Annotated in this window: 15 protein-coding genes; all 15 read right to left on the reverse strand. The window is 30.8% G+C overall.

What is annotated here, in order from left to right; all coding sequences use genetic code 11:
- Positions 1-58: 58 nt before the first annotated feature.
- Genes wecB (JNUCC83_RS07105) through JNUCC83_RS07175 form a run of 15 tightly spaced genes read right to left on the reverse strand, consistent with a single transcriptional unit; the run spans position 59 to position 16,444 of the window.
- Positions 59-1,198, reverse strand: coding sequence for a non-hydrolyzing UDP-N-acetylglucosamine 2-epimerase (gene wecB / locus JNUCC83_RS07105; RefSeq protein ID WP_454459361.1), 1,140 nt, complete (start codon positions 1,196-1,198; stop codon positions 59-61).
- Positions 1,199-1,210: 12 nt separating this feature from the next.
- Entirely contained in the window at positions 1,211-2,425 is a 1,215-nt protein-coding gene (locus JNUCC83_RS07110) for a nucleotide sugar dehydrogenase (RefSeq protein ID WP_454459362.1), read from the reverse strand.
- Positions 2,422-3,621, reverse strand: coding sequence for a lipopolysaccharide biosynthesis protein (locus JNUCC83_RS07115; RefSeq protein ID WP_454459363.1), 1,200 nt, complete (start codon positions 3,619-3,621; stop codon positions 2,422-2,424). The genes JNUCC83_RS07110 and JNUCC83_RS07115 overlap by 4 nt, the downstream gene beginning before the upstream one ends.
- Positions 3,618-4,787: a glycosyltransferase gene (locus tag JNUCC83_RS07120; protein ID WP_454459364.1), complete on the reverse strand. Its 1,170-nt coding sequence runs from the start codon at positions 4,785-4,787 to the stop codon at positions 3,618-3,620. The genes JNUCC83_RS07115 and JNUCC83_RS07120 overlap by 4 nt, the downstream gene beginning before the upstream one ends.
- A 9-nt stretch (positions 4,788-4,796) precedes the next feature.
- Positions 4,797-5,936: an EpsG family protein gene (locus JNUCC83_RS07125; RefSeq protein WP_454459365.1), complete on the reverse strand. Its 1,140-nt coding sequence runs from the start codon at positions 5,934-5,936 to the stop codon at positions 4,797-4,799.
- Between the two features lie 2 nt (positions 5,937-5,938).
- On the reverse strand, positions 5,939-7,132 hold the full coding sequence (locus JNUCC83_RS07130) for a glycosyltransferase (protein WP_454459366.1): 1,194 nt from the start codon (positions 7,130-7,132) through the stop codon (positions 5,939-5,941).
- A gap of 1 nt (position 7,133) precedes the next feature.
- Positions 7,134-8,258 carry a non-hydrolyzing UDP-N-acetylglucosamine 2-epimerase gene (gene wecB, locus JNUCC83_RS07135; RefSeq protein WP_454459367.1) on the reverse strand — a complete coding sequence of 375 codons (1,125 nt, stop codon included), beginning with the start codon at positions 8,256-8,258 and terminating at the stop codon, positions 7,134-7,136.
- A gap of 5 nt (positions 8,259-8,263) precedes the next feature.
- Positions 8,264-9,373 carry a capsular polysaccharide biosynthesis protein CapF gene (locus tag JNUCC83_RS07140; protein ID WP_454459368.1) on the reverse strand — a complete coding sequence of 370 codons (1,110 nt, stop codon included), beginning with the start codon at positions 9,371-9,373 and terminating at the stop codon, positions 8,264-8,266.
- Positions 9,370-10,392 carry an SDR family NAD(P)-dependent oxidoreductase gene (locus tag JNUCC83_RS07145; protein WP_454459369.1) on the reverse strand — a complete coding sequence of 341 codons (1,023 nt, stop codon included), beginning with the start codon at positions 10,390-10,392 and terminating at the stop codon, positions 9,370-9,372. The genes JNUCC83_RS07140 and JNUCC83_RS07145 overlap by 4 nt, the downstream gene beginning before the upstream one ends.
- Positions 10,393-11,604, reverse strand: coding sequence for a glycosyltransferase family 4 protein (locus JNUCC83_RS07150; RefSeq protein ID WP_454459370.1), 1,212 nt, complete (start codon positions 11,602-11,604; stop codon positions 10,393-10,395).
- Entirely contained in the window at positions 11,582-12,490 is a 909-nt protein-coding gene (locus JNUCC83_RS07155) for an NAD-dependent epimerase/dehydratase family protein (RefSeq protein WP_454459371.1), read from the reverse strand. Before JNUCC83_RS07155 ends, JNUCC83_RS07150 begins: the two co-directional genes overlap by 23 nt.
- Positions 12,491-12,492: 2 nt before the next feature.
- Positions 12,493-13,107, reverse strand: a complete 615-nt coding sequence (locus JNUCC83_RS07160; protein ID WP_454459372.1) for a sugar transferase — start codon at positions 13,105-13,107, stop codon at positions 12,493-12,495.
- A 2-nt stretch (positions 13,108-13,109) separates the two neighbouring features.
- Positions 13,110-14,909 carry a polysaccharide biosynthesis protein gene (locus tag JNUCC83_RS07165; protein ID WP_454461341.1) on the reverse strand — a complete coding sequence of 600 codons (1,800 nt, stop codon included), beginning with the start codon at positions 14,907-14,909 and terminating at the stop codon, positions 13,110-13,112.
- Positions 14,910-14,948: 39 nt separating this feature from the next.
- Positions 14,949-15,713: a tyrosine-protein phosphatase gene (locus tag JNUCC83_RS07170; RefSeq protein WP_454459373.1), complete on the reverse strand. Its 765-nt coding sequence runs from the start codon at positions 15,711-15,713 to the stop codon at positions 14,949-14,951.
- Between the two features lie 17 nt (positions 15,714-15,730).
- Entirely contained in the window at positions 15,731-16,444 is a 714-nt protein-coding gene (locus JNUCC83_RS07175) for a CpsD/CapB family tyrosine-protein kinase (RefSeq protein WP_454459374.1), read from the reverse strand.
- Positions 16,445-16,449: the final 5 nt, after the last annotated feature.

Genomic DNA, 16,449 nt, shown 5'->3' on the forward strand with positions numbered 1-16,449 from the left:
GATAAAAAATAACCCTCCACAAGAAATAAAATCGATTTCTTGTGGGGGGATTTTTTATTTATTCAAATAAAGGTAATTCTTCAACTTCTAACCCAAAATACTTTTTAATTTCGTTCACAATTCGTTTACTTGCCAAACCATCACCATATGGATTTTTTGCTTTTGACATCTTTTTATATGTTTCTTGATTAGATAATAATTCTATCATATTCTCTTTTACTATGTCATAATCTGTTCCTATTAGTTTTAATGTTCCCGCTTCTACACCTTCTGGACGCTCAGTTGTATCTCTCAATACAAGAACCGGAACATTAAATGATGGTGCTTCTTCTTGAACACCACCAGAATCACTCATGATAAAGTAACTTCTATATGAAAAATTATGAAAATCAAATACATCTAATGGTTCAATCAAATGAATACGCTCATGATTTCCTAAAACGTCATTGGCTAATTCTTTTACTTTAGGATTAAGATGTACTGGATAAACTAAATGAATATTTTCATAATTATCTACAACTTCTCTTGCTGCTTTAAAGACCTCTCTCATAGGCTGGCCTATGTTTTCGCGACGATGCATTGTCATTAAAATTAATTTATCATCTTCACCTATATTTTTTAACGCTTCATGACTGTAGTTATCTTCCACTGTTTCACTTAATGCATCAATCACTGTATTACCAGTGATTGATATTTTTTTTGAATCTTTTCCTTCATTAATTAAATTATTTGCACTATTTTGAGTTGGTGCAAAGTATAAATCACTTAATACATCAATCATCTGTCTATTTGCTTCTTCTGGAAACGGTGAAGATATATTCCAAGTTCTAAGACCTGCTTCTACATGTCCTACTTTCACTTGATTATAAAATCCAGTTAAACTTGCAGCATAAGCAGTCGTTGTATCTCCATGAACAAGGATAATATCAGGTTGTTCTTTTTTTATTACTTCATCTAATTTGGTTAATGCTCGACTTGTAATATCTGATAGTGTTTGATTTGCTTGCATGATATTTAAGTCATAATCAGGTTTTATTTTAAAAATATCTAAAACCTGGTCCAACATTTCTCTATGTTGAGCAGTCACAACTACAACTGACTCTAGTTCCTCATGTTTTTCTATTTCTAAAACAAGAGGAGCCATTTTTATTGCTTCTGGTCTTGTACCAAAAACTGACATAACCTTAACGTTTTTCAATTGTATTCTCCTCTATAATGTAATAGCTCCTGGAATAATATTTTGAGTGTCATATACTACTACAGAATCTAACATATTACTATTTTCAATAATATGTTTATGACCTACCATTATGATAACTAGTTCAAGTCCATCCATAAACTCATTAAAGTCCATCACTTGATTTTCAACAATTTTATTTTTAACCATTGGATCATAAGATTTTAATGGCTTAGATAAGTGACGTTCCATGGATTCAAACATTTGTAATGTTGGACTTTCTCTCGTATCATCAACATTCGGTTTATATGTTAATCCATATACTCCTACTTTTGAAAAATCAGTAATATTTTTTTCTTTCATAATTTGAGCTACTTTTTTTAATACATAGTCTGGCATAGAATCATTTATATGTCTAGCTGTTGTAATAATATTAGTTAATTCTGGATAGTCTCCTACTAAGAACCATGGGTCAACTGAGATACAGTGCCCACCTACTCCAGGTCCAGGATTTAATATATTTACACGTGGATGCATATTAGCTACTTTTATAATTTCATAAACATCCATATCATCAAAATCACAAATTTTTGCTAGTTCATTAGCAAAAGCTATATTAATATCTCTAAATGTATTTTCTATTACTTTACTCATTTCAGCTGTCTTAATATCTGTAACAGCTATATCTGCTTCGCAGAAAGTTTGATAAATTTCTTTTACAATTTGTCCTTTATCAAGATTATCTGCACCAATTGTTCTTGAATTATATCTTAACTCATGAATCATATTACCAGGTAGGATTCTTTCTGGAGCATGTATTAAATGAATTGTCTCTCCAATTGTAAATTTATACTCTTCAATCAAAGGTCTAATATATCTATCAATCGTTCCTGGAGATACAGTTGATTCAATAATCAATAATGTATTTTCTACACAATTTTCTAAAACAGTTTGTACTGCTTTTATAACATATGTAGGATCAATTTTTTTATTGTCCTTATCATAAGGTGTTGGCACAGTTACGATATATTTGTCTGTCACTTGATAATCATTACTGAATTTAATACCTTTAGAAAGAGCCTCTTGAAATAATTCATCTAATCCTTCTTCTTCAAATGTTGTTTTTCCCTCATTTAAAGTTTTAACTAAACCTTTATTTACATCTGTACCAACTACACTATTACCACTAGCTGCTAACATTAATGCAGTGGGTAATCCTATATAACCTAAACCTATAACGTTAATCATTTTTTTTCACTCTTTCTTAATTTTATAAATAATAATATATGAATAAATAAGAACCTGTAACTATTAGCTATTAGTACAGCTACTACAAAGCCCATTAGTCCAAATAACTTAGTAAGAACAATCCCTAATATAATGTATAAAAAACCATAAGAAAACTGGATAAATATTTGCCATTTAATATTACAATACTTTAGCGTTAACGGCTGTAAAAGATTAGATAATATTAAAATAATCGCTCCTAGACTTGCTAAGATATAATAGGGTTTTATGCTTAAAACAAAGTCTGGATAGAATATTTTAATAAAAACTGGAGAAATAATAATTGTTACTGCAAATAAGAATAGACCAAATATCGTAGAAATAATTGATGTTAACTTATATGTTTTCCACTTAGATAATCTATTATCTTTAGAAATATATGTTAAAATAACACCTGAAATAGGCTGTAATACAATACCTGACATTTTACCTATTAAAGAAGACACATAAAACACACCTACATCTGCGGTACCAAGTAATGGCGTTAATAAAAATCTATCAAGATACAACATAATATTCGAAATAGAATTTGATAACGCTAAATCTCCAAAACTTTTATATACATACTTATTGTTATCGCTAATTTTAAACTTTTTAATATCTGATAAAAATCTAGTTGTAAAAAATAAAAAAATGAAAGAAAATAATTCCCCTATAAAAAATACAAGTGTCCAATCATTGAAATGAGTATATATCATTACTCCAAGAATATAACCGATACTTGTCACAGTCATATGAATTAAAATATATATATAATTTAAATTAATTCTATAATACACAGTCAAATAAGAACGTAATAGGATTAAATTACCTGTAATAATTAAGATTATATATTGCTGAATATTTATGCTATTTAAGAAAAATAATAAACTTGATGAAATGATTATACTATTCAATATTACAGATAGAATTAGCAGTTTTAAATAGGATGTATTATCAGTTTTTTTTTCCTCATTTATGAGTTTTATATTATTTAAGCTTCCACCAAAAATAACCCCAAAAGCATTGATAAGTCCCTGAATGGTTAAAAATACTCCAAAATCTGAGCTGTTCATAGTTTTCCCAAAAATTGGATAAACTATGAATTGGGTAGCTACTGTAAAAATCATCGTTGCTGCAATATTTAAAATACTATCCTTCACGATTCTGTGTTTCATTTTACTTCTCCTAAAATTTGTCTCCATGATTCTTCTAAATTAACTATTTGTTTATTATAGTCACGTAATGAAAAACTATCTAATATTTTACTATATTCTTCGTCTGATATTAGGTATTCTTCATTACTAATAATTCTATCTAATATCATACTTGCCTGATTAATGTTATTTTTTTCATATAAATTATCGTGATGAAAAACTCTTTCTATATTAGAATCTTGTTTTTCTAAAACTGTTAATGTTCTACAGACTTGACTATGTAAAGCACTCAGTGTACATTGCTTTGGCCATATACAAACATCTGAAGCACTATAATACTTGTACAGTTCTTCATAAGGTACACTATCTAAAAAAATACACTTTTCTTTGAACTCAAATTCATCATATCTATTTAAAAATAATTGTTTATATTCGCTATCAATATTTCCTACAAATAAAATTTTCAATTTGTCGATATTATCTATGGATATCCCCTCAATAATATCAAAAATTAAGTGGGGTTCTTTATAGTAATCTAATTTTCCTGTATACGTAATTAATATTTCATCATTATTAATATGTAATGAATCTCTTATTCTGTTTCTCTCAATATTAGAATAATACATAACAGAGCCATCATATCCATGAAGTAGTGGGGCTTGCTTATCTTTTGATATACCAATACTAGATAAATACTCTTTTTCTTCTTCTCCAAGATAATAAATTTTTTGATATTTTTTAGATGCTATTTTAGAAAAAAACAAATTATAAAACTTTATAATTTGTTCTCTTAATCTATTCTGACTACCTGACTTAGACATATGACAATCTCTAAAAATAGGATACTTTTTATTTTTTAAAAGTATTAAATCTTTAAAGTCGACAATTCCATGAAGATATAAAACGTCCGGATTTAATTCATCTATCTTTTTGAATAGTTTTGGAAAATAATACCTACTTGACAATATAAATTTCGGTTTAATTCTCATAATGGTTAAATTATTAAATCTATTTAATAATTTCTTATCGAATTCTTTCAACTGTTTGATATTATCAGAAAATATTGGAAGATCTGAAGTTATTATAAATACATTATTATTCTTATTTTTACAATGTTGTTTTATCATTTCATTTATTTGATACCCTGCATTTGGTTCGAATCTATCTTCCACATGAATAATATTCATCTAAACACCTCAATATATATTTTGTATGTATGGCGGTACTTCCCTATACCTATATAAATCCCCTTTGTTAAAAATAGAAATATAAGGATAGTCGAATACTCTATTGGATAAATTTAAATTTGCCTGATTCTTTTGCCCGTTAATCTCCTTAACGTAAAAAATTGGCATTATAATAAAAATCAATAAAATAGACACTGTTACTCTAATACTTTTTTTAGTTTTAAAAAGTAAATTCGGTATCAAAAATAACTCCAAAATTTTAAAATATACATGTACCCTTGATGCTATTAAAGATTGGCTTGCCAAAAGCATATATAAACTAAAACCTATTAGATAATATGTAATCACTCTATTTTCTAACTCATTTAAATTTTGTCTATTCATGAAAACTAGAAACATAATAATACATACCATTATTAATCTAGACAAAACAGCAAATAAACTCGTATCTATAAAATTATAACTAGCATCTATACCAAATGGTTCTATTAAACTAAAAAAAATGTTTTTATTAGATATTATAGAAACAAAGTATATAGCGAAGCTTGATAAAAATATGAATAGTAACTTATATGAGTCCCAATTAAATCTTATTATTAATAATATAAATAGTACAAGTACACTTGTATGAAATAAAGAGAATATAATTGTTCCAATTGAAAAAGCAACGTATTTATTTTTCAATAATAGTGGATACAATATTGCTAAACTCATCACTAATGTTAACCCTTGTCTATAACCACTATTCGCATAAGTAAAATAATACATCGTGTAGTATATAAGTAGTGTTAGATTAATATTTTTCGAATACTTTCTTATTACTATATACAAAAATGAAAACATTATAAAAGATATAAACATATTGTATCCATAATATCCAATTCCTATTCTCTTAAATAAAGATACTGATAATTTATAACCTATCTCACCATGTATTGAATCCAGTGCCATACTATTACTGCCAAACTCGGGTATTAAATTATATAAATAGAAATAATTAAAATAATCACTTCCTACTCCAAATCTAAAAAAGTTTAACACAAAAATAAGAGCAAAAGCAATATTAAACACTATAATACTATTTTTTTTAGACAAAGTATTTAAGAACGATGAAATAGCTAAAAAACAAAAAATCACAAAATATAGCATTACTACATATCCTCCTTGTTTTCATATACTTTGATATATTCTTCTACCATTCTTTCTTTGGATATATATGCTAACGTTTCGTTTGATACTTCTAAGTTTTTATCACTAATTTTGGCTCTTAACTTATTAATAGATTTAATAATTGATTTTGTATCTTTTTTTTCAGTGGTCTCCCCAAGTGAATCAAATATCATTTCTCTATTCCCACCAGTATCAAATAATATGACTGGTGTGCCACAAGCTATAGCTTCTAAATTAGTAGTAGGATAGTTGTCTTCCAGTGTTGGATTTAAAAACACATCTACTTTTCTATACAAATCAGCTAGAGATTCTTGATTAACTGTTCTTTCTTCATGAATAATTCTTTTATGAAGAATTTGATTTTTTCCTAATTTTCCGATTATATGTATATTATATGAGTCGTCTAATCTATTGCATAGCTCATTAAAATAAACTAATCCTTTTCTTTCATCCCATATATTAGCAACTCCCAATATGGCTAATTTCTCTAATTTTTTTTGATCAAGGTCATTTATTTTAGGATAAAATATATCAGTATTAATTCCATTATTAATCGTCATCACGATACTATTGGTAAAAAAACTTTTTTTCACCATTCTATTTAACCATTCTGAAGGTGTTATAATAATTAACTCATTATAATTAGATAATAACTCTTTCTTTTTTTTATAGTTTCTAATAGAATTATTTTTTAATATAGACTTAGGATACCTTTTTAAATTTCTCCTGTCTTCACGTGTTGGTAGGATGCCATTCTCATAATCTATATATGCACTATGAGGAGAAAATGGCCAACAATCGTGAAAAGTCCATATTACTTTCCCCTTAAACTCATTTTTTAAAAAGTTAAATAAAACTTCTATATTAAGGTAATATCCATGTAAATTATGTAAATGGATTACATCAGGTTTGTATTCTTTTATATATCTTATAAATTTTCTTGTAGGATTTTTTGAATTAAATCCTTGATTATCGAAAACTCTTGATTTAACCCCATCTATATAGTTGTTTAATTTTGAACCTATTCTATATGTATTGTAATTAGAGTTAGCATCACCTCTACCATAGGCAATAACACATTCATGTTCTCTTTTTTTTAATTCATCATATAAGTCAACACAGATTTTTCCAGTACTGCCACTTCCACAAACTGAATTAACTAATAATACTTTCATCCTACTTCCTCCAAACTACTCTATTGACATAGTCTGTATAAGACAAAATAATTCTTAAAACTTTATCTGATACGTTTGGCATAGAATAATCATAAACTTCTCTCAATGTTTCGTTATCTTGAGTATCTAAAACGGCCAATCCTTGCATAATTCTTTCTTCTAATAAACCAACCATCATCACACTAGCTTCTTCCATTGCTTCTGGTCTTTCGTGTGCTTCTCTTATATTTAATGCTTTAAACCCTAAAATCGATGATTCTTCACTTATTGTCCCACTATCACTTAACACAACTTTTGCATTCACTTGTAGAGCATTATAATCTATGAACCCTAAAGGTTTAGATAAAATAATATTTTCGTGTAATGACACATTCTTTTCTTCAATCATTTTACGGGTTCTTGGGTGTGTACTAACTAAGACAGGCATATCATATTTCTTAGCTACTGCATTTAAACTATCCATCAAAGCTCTAAAGTTTACTTCTGAATTAATATTTTCTTCTCTGTGTGCTGATACGACAAAATAATGATCTTTTTCTAGTCCCAACTTTTCTAAAACATTAGATTTTTTTATCTCATCTAGTTTAGAATGAAGTACTTCATACATAGGACTTCCAGTTTTTATCACTCTATCAGCTGGTAAACCTTCTTTTAGTAAGTATTCTCTTGCTATTGAGCTATATGTTAAGTTGATATCAGCTGTGTGGTCTACTATTTTACGATTTGTTTCTTCAGGTACACGCTGATCAAAACATCTATTACCAGCTTCCATATGAAAAATAGGTATTTTTCTTCTTTTGGCTGCAATAGCACTCAAACAACTATTTGTATCACCTAAAACTAATAAAGCTTCTGGTTGGACTTCTTCCAAAACTTTATCTACTTTGATTAAAATATTTCCAATCGTTTCTACAGCTGTACCAACAGCTGCATCTAAGAAGTAATCAGGTTTTCTTAAGTTAAAATCATCAAAAAATACTTCATTTAACTCATAATCATAATTTTGCCCTGTATGAACTAATACATGTTCAACAGCTTCGGATTCTTCTAATTTATTCATTACTGAAGCTAATCTAATGATTTCAGGTCTAGTGCCTACTACTGTCATGACTTTAAGTTTTTTCATTTCTTTTATACCTCCAAAAAATACGTATCTGGTTCATTTGGGTTAAATGGTTCGTTTACCCACATGACAGTAACCATATCTTTATCTCCTAAGTTTTCAATATTATGAGTATAACCAACTGGTATATCAACTACTTCCAATTTTTCCCCTGAGACAAAATATTCAATAATATTATCTTCATCTGGTTTTCTATAACGAATCACACCTTCACCACTTACAACTAAGAATTTTTCATTTTTAGTATGGTGCCAATGATTTCCTTTTACAATATGTGGTTTAGAAATATTAACAGATACTTGTCCTGCATTGGTCGTCCTTAAAAATTCAGTAAATGAGCCTCTATCATCAATATTCATTTTTAGCTCGTAAGAAAAATCATCCTCAGATAAAAAGCTTAAATATGTACTGTACAGTTTTTTAGTAAAATCATCACCAAAATCTGGTAATACTAAGTTCTCTCTACTCTCCTTGAAACTCTTTATTGTATCAACAATCCATCCTAATGTTTGTTTATGTGTAGTTGGTACAAAACAAAAGTCCTGTGTTCTAGATTCTTTATCAGACAAACAATTTATTAATTCCTTAACAACATCATCTATGTATACAAGTTCTAATAGTGTTTCACGGTTATTCACTTGGATAGGCAGGTCATGAGAAATGTTATAACAAAATGTCGCTATAGCACTGTTATAGTTTGGTTTGCTCCATTTTCCAAAAACATTAGGGAAACGATAAATCATGGTTTTGATACTATATTCTTTCCCATATGACTTTATTATCTCTTCGCCTTCACGCTTACTGATGCCATAAGGATTATCTAATTCAGCTTGTATTGAGGAAGATACCATAATCGGTGCTTTTTTATCAGACAGTGTCAAATAATTGATTAATTTGTCTGTAAAATCAACATTTCCTTCTCTAAATTCTTCATCAGTTTGTGGTCTATTAATCCCGGCTAAATGAAAGACAAAGTCAGCTTGTGACGTATATTTTTTTAATTCACTATCTGTTGTTTGTCGGTCAACTAATAATAAGTCATCGTACCCTTGATTTTTTAATTCGGCTACCAAGTTTTTTCCTATAAAACCATTTGAGCCGGTAATTAAAATTTTCATGCGTTATTCCAACTTTCTAATTCTTCTCTGACATACTCCAATGTTAACAATTTTTCTTTGATTTCCTCTACACTCAATTGATAGGTATTATGAGAATTGTACTCAACTTGTTCAGTCAATGCCTCACTACCGTCTTCAAAGAATTTATCATAGTTTAAGTCACGATTATCTGCGGGTATACGGTAATAATTATCAAATTCTTCCGCTTTGATAAATTCTTCTTTAGTTAATAACGTCTCATATAGTTTTTCACCATGTCTTGTACCAATGACTTCAATATTGCCATCATAATTGAATAATTCTTTTATTGCTTGAGCCAAATCACCTACTGTAGATGCTGGGGCCTTTTGCACCATAATATCACCAGTATTAGCATGTTGAAAGGCAAATATGACCAATTCAACAGCTTCTTCTAAACTCATTAAATATCTTGTCATATTTGGGTCTGTAACAGTCAATGGTTGATGATGTTTTATTTGTTCAATGAATAATGGAATAACTGACCCACGTGAAGCCATGACGTTTCCATAACGAGTTCCACAAATTAACGTTTGATCCTCAGGTACATTACGTGACTTAGAAACAAATACTTTTTCCATCATAGCTTTTGAAATACCCATAGCATTTATAGGATAAGCCGCTTTATCTGTAGATAGACAGATAACTTTTTTAACTCCTTCTTCTATAGAAGATTGAACGACATTATCTGTTCCTAATACATTTGTTTTTACTGCTTCCATTGGGAAAAATTCACAAGATGGTACTTGTTTTAATGCTGCTGCATGAAACACATAGTCTACACTGTGCATCGCATTTTTTATACTATCTTTATCTCTCACATCCCCTATGTAAAATTTCAATTTGTCATTTTTAAAATGTTTTCTCATATCATCTTGTTTTTTTTCATCTCTTGAAAAAATACGTACTTCTTTAATATCTGTATCTAAAAAACGTTTCATGACTGCATTACCAAATGAACCTGTCCCACCTGTAATTAATAAAACTTTATCTTTAAACATTTACTTTTCCTCCAATATATCTTCCAAATCTTTTAATAAACTTAGTTTATTAAATTTTTCATTTGATAATGTCAACGCATTTATAGACATTGATTTTATCTGTTCTTTATCTATACTAGATATATACTTTATATTTCTATATAAAGCATCTTCATCTTCACTTGGTCCCCACACACCTATGTTATTATTTTTAATTATATCTTCTAAAACTCCATCAGAAGCAACTACTATCGGAACTCCCATAGCAATGATTGATTGAAATTTTGCCGGTATAGTAAGTGAATATATTGGATCTTTACTCAACGAAATCAACGCTGCATCTGTTTGTGACATAATTTTTGGTATTTCATTAGCTGGAACTGGATTATAAAACTTTATAAAATTATCTAAATTCTTTGACTTTGCTTCTTTCATTAACTCTTCTTTATATCTACCATCACCTATTAGATTGATACTGATATTGTTAACACCATCATTTATCAGTTTTTCCACTGTCTTTGGTAAAACTGATAAACCTTGTGCATACCCAATATTTCCAGCAAAAGTAATGTTGAACTTATCCGTGTCAAACAAAATCTCTATTGATTTTTCGTCTGTAGGCTCGTAAAAGTCTTCAGCATATTGTGGCCAGTATTTTATTTTATCTTCATAATTTCCAAGCTGTTTAATATTATCTGTGAATTGCGGCGATGAAACTAATATTGTTGAAACATTATTATATATATACTTAACCATATTCGTTATTTTATTAACTATATATTGATTTTTTATACCGCTCATGCTCACAAAGTTTTCTGGCCATAAATCCATTACATAAATATGTGATTTTATCTTTCTCTTCTTCGCATAAAGAACACCTGGTATAGCTTGTGTCATTGGAGATACTTCATATATAAAAACTGAATCATAAACTTTTCTAGTAAAAAAAGCCCACAAAGATCCGCTTATCAAAAATGAAAGATAATTTAGGGATAATCTTATAGGGTTATTCCCTCGAGATATAATTGGTATTCTTATAATATTAATTCCATCAACCGTTTCTTTTCTTTTCTTAAAAAGTCCGTATCCTGAATAGAACTTTCCCTTTGGATAGTTAGGTATACCTGTCAATACTGTTACATCATATCCATCATCAATCAATTCTTTACAAATATCATTTATTCTAAACTGTTCAGGGTAAAAATATTGACTAACTACTAAAATTTTTTTCATTAACATCACTCTCTGTTAGTTCGATTGTTTTTTTATTATCCATAAAACTATCACAAGTTAATTGTTTTTTCTGATACACCAAGTTACCAAATGCTTTATTGGTTAAATCTCCAATTTTACCTGGTACATAAGATAGTAAGTATACTGACCAATTCATAAAGCTAAATAGCTTAATATTCTTTCCATGTGCATGTGCAATTTCTTTTACCATATGACTTGTTCTAACATACTCATTATTCTGAGGATAGAAGATACCTACTCTAGGAATATCTATCAATTCTTTCAGAAATATATTCAAATTACCTACATAAAGCATCGAGCGTTCATTTGGTATATCAGGAAAAACTGGTAGTTTTAATGCAATTTTCCGTAGCATTGGATAATTTCCTCTGCTACCTGGACCATAAATCATTGGTGGTCTAACTATAGATAAAATAAATGTTTCTGTCATTAGTTTTTTCAACTTGATTTCTGCTTGAAGCTTACTATCTCCATAAAAACTTGAAGGTGTAGGGACTGTATCAGGAGTAATAACTCTTTTTTTTCTAATACTAACATCTTCACCATAAACAATGATTGAACTCATATAGATAAATTGAGATGATTTATCACCTCTATCAATCTTGTATTTATTTGCCACATCATATGACAAATCACAATTTACATCGTAGTATCGTTTCTTTTCTTCTTCACTGACCTTACCAACATCAGCATGTGCAATCCCAGCTACGTGTAACACAACATCGTACACAGAAAAGTCCTGAGTCTTCCAGTCCTCTCCCCTAACAGAGATAGTGTCGACTTGATACTCAGGATTATCTTTTATATAAGAAGCAAAGGAGGTGCCAATGTAACTTGTTTTTCCAGTAATAAGTATGCGTTTCATGGTTACTCCTCCTCTACATTTGTTTTAATCCCTGTTCCACCTTCAACAACACCGTCGGACTTAAATACTGATACAATCGTGCCAAAGAAACACTTAGCATCCATCCAAAATGATTCATGCTCTACATAATAGCCATCCAATGATGCTTTTATATCAATTTCTAATTCATCACGACCATTGATTTGAGCCCATCCTGTCAACCCAGGACGTATATCATTTGCTCCATACTTATCTCTTTCTTCTATCAAATCTTCTTGATTCCACAAAGCTGGTCTGGGACCTATGATTGCCATATCACCTTTTAAAATATTAAATAATTGCGGTAGTTCATCCAAACTAGTCTTTCTTAAAAACTTCCCAACTCTCGTGATAAATTCATCAGGATTTTTCAATAAGTGAGTAGGCATCTCTTTTGGTGTATCAATTTTCATTGTACGAAACTTATAAATAGAAAAAAGTTTTTTATCCTTACCAACTCTTTTCTGCGTAAATACAACTGGCCCTTTTGAATCAACTTTTATCGCTATCACTAGGATGAGTAAGAGTGGGGATAAAATAATAATCCCCACAAGAGATAGAATAAAATCAAAGATTCTTTTTAAAAATTTAATGTACATTTCTACTCCTCACTTGATTGATTAGCAAAAAGCACCAACTCTTTTGCCAATTCTGTATAATCTTCTGGTAACTCGTCAAGTTTTTTCATGACCTCATCATATGTAAATCCATTGACATTACCGACAAATATTTTTTCGTGAACTTGTTCTTTCGATCGTTCTTTATCAACCAGTAGTTCTTCGTAAAGTTTTTCTCCTGGTCTGATACCACTTTCAACTATTTGTATCTCATTTTCTGTATAGCCACTTAGCTTGATGACTTTTTTAGCTAAGTCAACAATCTTAACTGGCTCACCCATATCTAAAATAAATATTTCGCCACCTTTTGCTAAAGCACCTGATTGGATAACCAATCGGCTTGCTTCTGGTATGGTCATAAAGTAGCGAGTCATACGAAAATCTGTGACGGTCACTGGCCCACCTTTTGCGACTTGCTCCTTAAAGAGTGGCACCACACTTCCTCGGCTACCTAATACATTACCAAAACGCACGGCAGAAAATTTTGTTTTTCCTTTGCCGTTAAGTCCTGTGACAATCATTTCAGCGATTCGTTTTGTCGCTCCCATCACATTTGGTGGTTTTACCGCTTTATCAGTAGACACCATCACAAAACTATCCACGTCATTTGCTAGGGCTGCTTCAGCAACATTTTTTGTTCCATAGATATTGTTTTTTAGCGCCTCAGACGGGTTATATTCCATCAAAGGGACATGCTTATGAGCGGCAGCATGATAGACGATAGACGGTTTGTGTTGATTTATCACATCAAACATCCGTTTAGCATCTCTTACGTCCGCTATGGCTGGCACTATTTCTGTGTTTTTATCAGCATAGTTTTGTCTTAATTCTTTTTCTATCAGGTAGATAGAGTTTTCTCCGTGACCTAATAAAACAAGTTTTTTAGGAGAAAAAGCCATAACTTGTCGACAAATTTCTGATCCAATCGATCCACCTGCACCTGTAACCAATATCGTTTCATTTGCCAACTGTGTTTTGATTGACGCCATATCAAGTTTGACTTCGTCTCGTCCGAGTAAGTCCACCACATCGATTTCACGCAACTTTGTGACTGAGACTTCTCCCATTGCTAAATCTTCAATTGACGGGATTGAATTTATTGTGATATCTAACTCACGTGTCACGTCTAATAAATGTTCATACTGACTTGCGGTCATCGACGGGATGGCAACTGTTAATACATTAACCTCGTATTCTTTTACCAGTCTTGGCAAGTCATCGATTGAACCAACCACTTTTAAACCGGATAAATAAGTATTCTTTTTATTGATGTCGTCATCAATAAACCCTTTAAAGTTTAATCCCAATTGATTTGACTTATAACGAACCGTATTATAAAGCAACTCACCACCATCACCCGCTCCGATAATAAAGGCATTGTCACATTTTTTATTGCCTTTATTGTGATACATATGCAAGTAGTCAACAAGCAAACGCCAAGTCACACGTGAACTGATAATCGTCAATAATACAATAAAATAAGCTAATAATATCTGTAAATGTTTGATTGAAGACGATGTGAAAAAGCCTAGTACGATATACTCCAAAATACTTGAAGCTGTGACTGCGAAGAATATGGAAAGAATGGCATTGATACTTGTGTATCGAGTCAAGCGATTAAAAACTTTAAAAAACGACCCAAAAATCAAATATAGTATAATCTGCAAACCTATCACTTTGAGAGGGATAGGCTCATTTATTTCATATAAAAAATTAGTATAAAAACTAACCAAAACATTTGCTAAAATGATAATACACGTGTCTACCCCTATTAAGATAGACATCTTTACTTTACGGCTCACAACAACGACCACCTAACTTTTTTAAGAAAATATCCAGTGTTTTTTACCTGACACAACAGGTTCTACCTTTACCTCATCCCCGTTAACAATATCTTTAGTGATTTGTTCAAAGGCTTGTCTCTTTTCTTCTCCAAACTCTTTTTCAAGTAACTCATACGCTGCCTTAGTATAAAAACCTCGCGAAGACACATTGTGTGCATCAGATGACAGCATATGCGCATGATTGTGTTTAATCATTTGCCGTGTCACACGCTGAATTTTTTTCCCAAACTGACCGATATAGCTACCATTAGTAACCTGTGTCAGACACCCCATCTCAATGTATGGCTCCAACTTTTTGGGTTGCTCCAAAAAAACATTATTACGCTCTGGGTGAACAATAATCGGCCGATGACCGGCACGACAAAGTTCTGATAACACGCCATAAGCATAGTCAGGTACTGTAGAAAACGGAAATTCAATTAGCAAATAAGTATCCGTTAAGTCTGCAAATAAAATCTCATCCCTAGTCATTCGTCTTGATAAATCAGCCGAGATCCGTATCTCTTGACCTTCAAACAACGTTAGTGGAATGTCTTGTGCATCAAGTACTTGCTGCAATTCGGCAACAGAGGTAATAATATTTTCTTTTTTATTAAGGTAGTGACCATTATTATAATGAGGTGTACAGAGTATGTGAGATATTCCTTCTGATACAGCTGAGCGTGCCATAAATAACGAATCATCTATTGTCTGAGCTCCGTCATCTATTCCTGGTAATATGTGACAATGTAAATCGACAAGCACAATACTCTTCCCCCTTTTTAACTGTAATAATAATCCGTGTAACTTAGATTGCTCTCTGCAAAGTAAATACACCCTAAAATAGTTGAATCTACTTTTTCCAATAACTCAATCGTTCGTTGTAATTGTTTCTTGTCCGTGACATTGCTTCTTACAACAACAGACACACCATCAAGATGCGCTGCTACCAACTGAACATCTGTCACAGTAGATGCAGGTGGCATATCAAAAATCACAAAATCATATAACTGTTCTAATACTTTAATTAGTTTTTGCATTCGAGTACTCGCAAGGAGCTCTGATGGATTAGGTGCTTTAAACCCACTTGTCATCACATCTAAGTACGGAATGTTACTCTCTTGAACAACTTCCCCCACTGACAATTGTTTAATACTTAAGATGTTACTCAGTCCAACTGTATTATCCAACTCAAATGTCATATGCGCAGTTGGTCGTCTCATATCCGCATCAACTAGTAATGTTTTCATCCCTAATTTGGCAAACATAACCGCCAAGTTGGCAGCTGTTGTTGATTTCCCTTCACTCGGTCCAGCTGATGTAATCGCAATACTTTTTGTTGGTGTCTCATATTGAGAATGCATGATATTCGTACGGATTGTTCTAAATTGTTCTGAAATTGGTGAATTTGGCTCAATGACAGTAAACAGCGTTGCTGGTTTAGGTGCTTCCAATTTTGTGGCTTTATTTCTAACATTTTGATTCCTTCTACTCATGACGT

The sequence above is a fragment of the Vagococcus sp. JNUCC 83 genome, from assembly GCF_053667615.1.

Coding starts and splice junctions, on each gene's coding strand:
- JNUCC83_RS07175 (WP_454459374.1), bottom strand. CDS start 16,444: ATGAGTAGAAGGAATCAAAATGTTAGAAATAAAGCCACAAAATTGGAA.
- JNUCC83_RS07140 (WP_454459368.1), bottom strand. CDS start 9,373: ATGAAAATTTTAATTACCGGCTCAAATGGTTTTATAGGAAAAAACTTG.
- JNUCC83_RS07130 (WP_454459366.1), bottom strand. CDS start 7,132: ATGAAAGTATTATTAGTTAATTCAGTTTGTGGAAGTGGCAGTACTGGA.
- JNUCC83_RS07150 (WP_454459370.1), bottom strand. CDS start 11,604: ATGAAAAAAATTTTAGTAGTTAGTCAATATTTTTACCCTGAACAGTTT.
- JNUCC83_RS07160 (WP_454459372.1), bottom strand. CDS start 13,107: ATGTACATTAAATTTTTAAAAAGAATCTTTGATTTTATTCTATCTCTT.
- JNUCC83_RS07165 (WP_454461341.1), bottom strand. CDS start 14,909: ATGTCTATCTTAATAGGGGTAGACACGTGTATTATCATTTTAGCAAAT.
- JNUCC83_RS07125 (WP_454459365.1), bottom strand. CDS start 5,936: ATGCTATATTTTGTGATTTTTTGTTTTTTAGCTATTTCATCGTTCTTA.
- JNUCC83_RS07110 (WP_454459362.1), bottom strand. CDS start 2,425: ATGATTAACGTTATAGGTTTAGGTTATATAGGATTACCCACTGCATTA.
- JNUCC83_RS07155 (WP_454459371.1), bottom strand. CDS start 12,490: ATGAAACGCATACTTATTACTGGAAAAACAAGTTACATTGGCACCTCC.
- wecB (WP_454459367.1), bottom strand. CDS start 8,258: ATGAAAAAACTTAAAGTCATGACAGTAGTAGGCACTAGACCTGAAATC.
- JNUCC83_RS07145 (WP_454459369.1), bottom strand. CDS start 10,392: ATGTTTAAAGATAAAGTTTTATTAATTACAGGTGGGACAGGTTCATTT.
- JNUCC83_RS07120 (WP_454459364.1), bottom strand. CDS start 4,787: ATGAATATTATTCATGTGGAAGATAGATTCGAACCAAATGCAGGGTAT.
- JNUCC83_RS07115 (WP_454459363.1), bottom strand. CDS start 3,621: ATGAAACACAGAATCGTGAAGGATAGTATTTTAAATATTGCAGCAACG.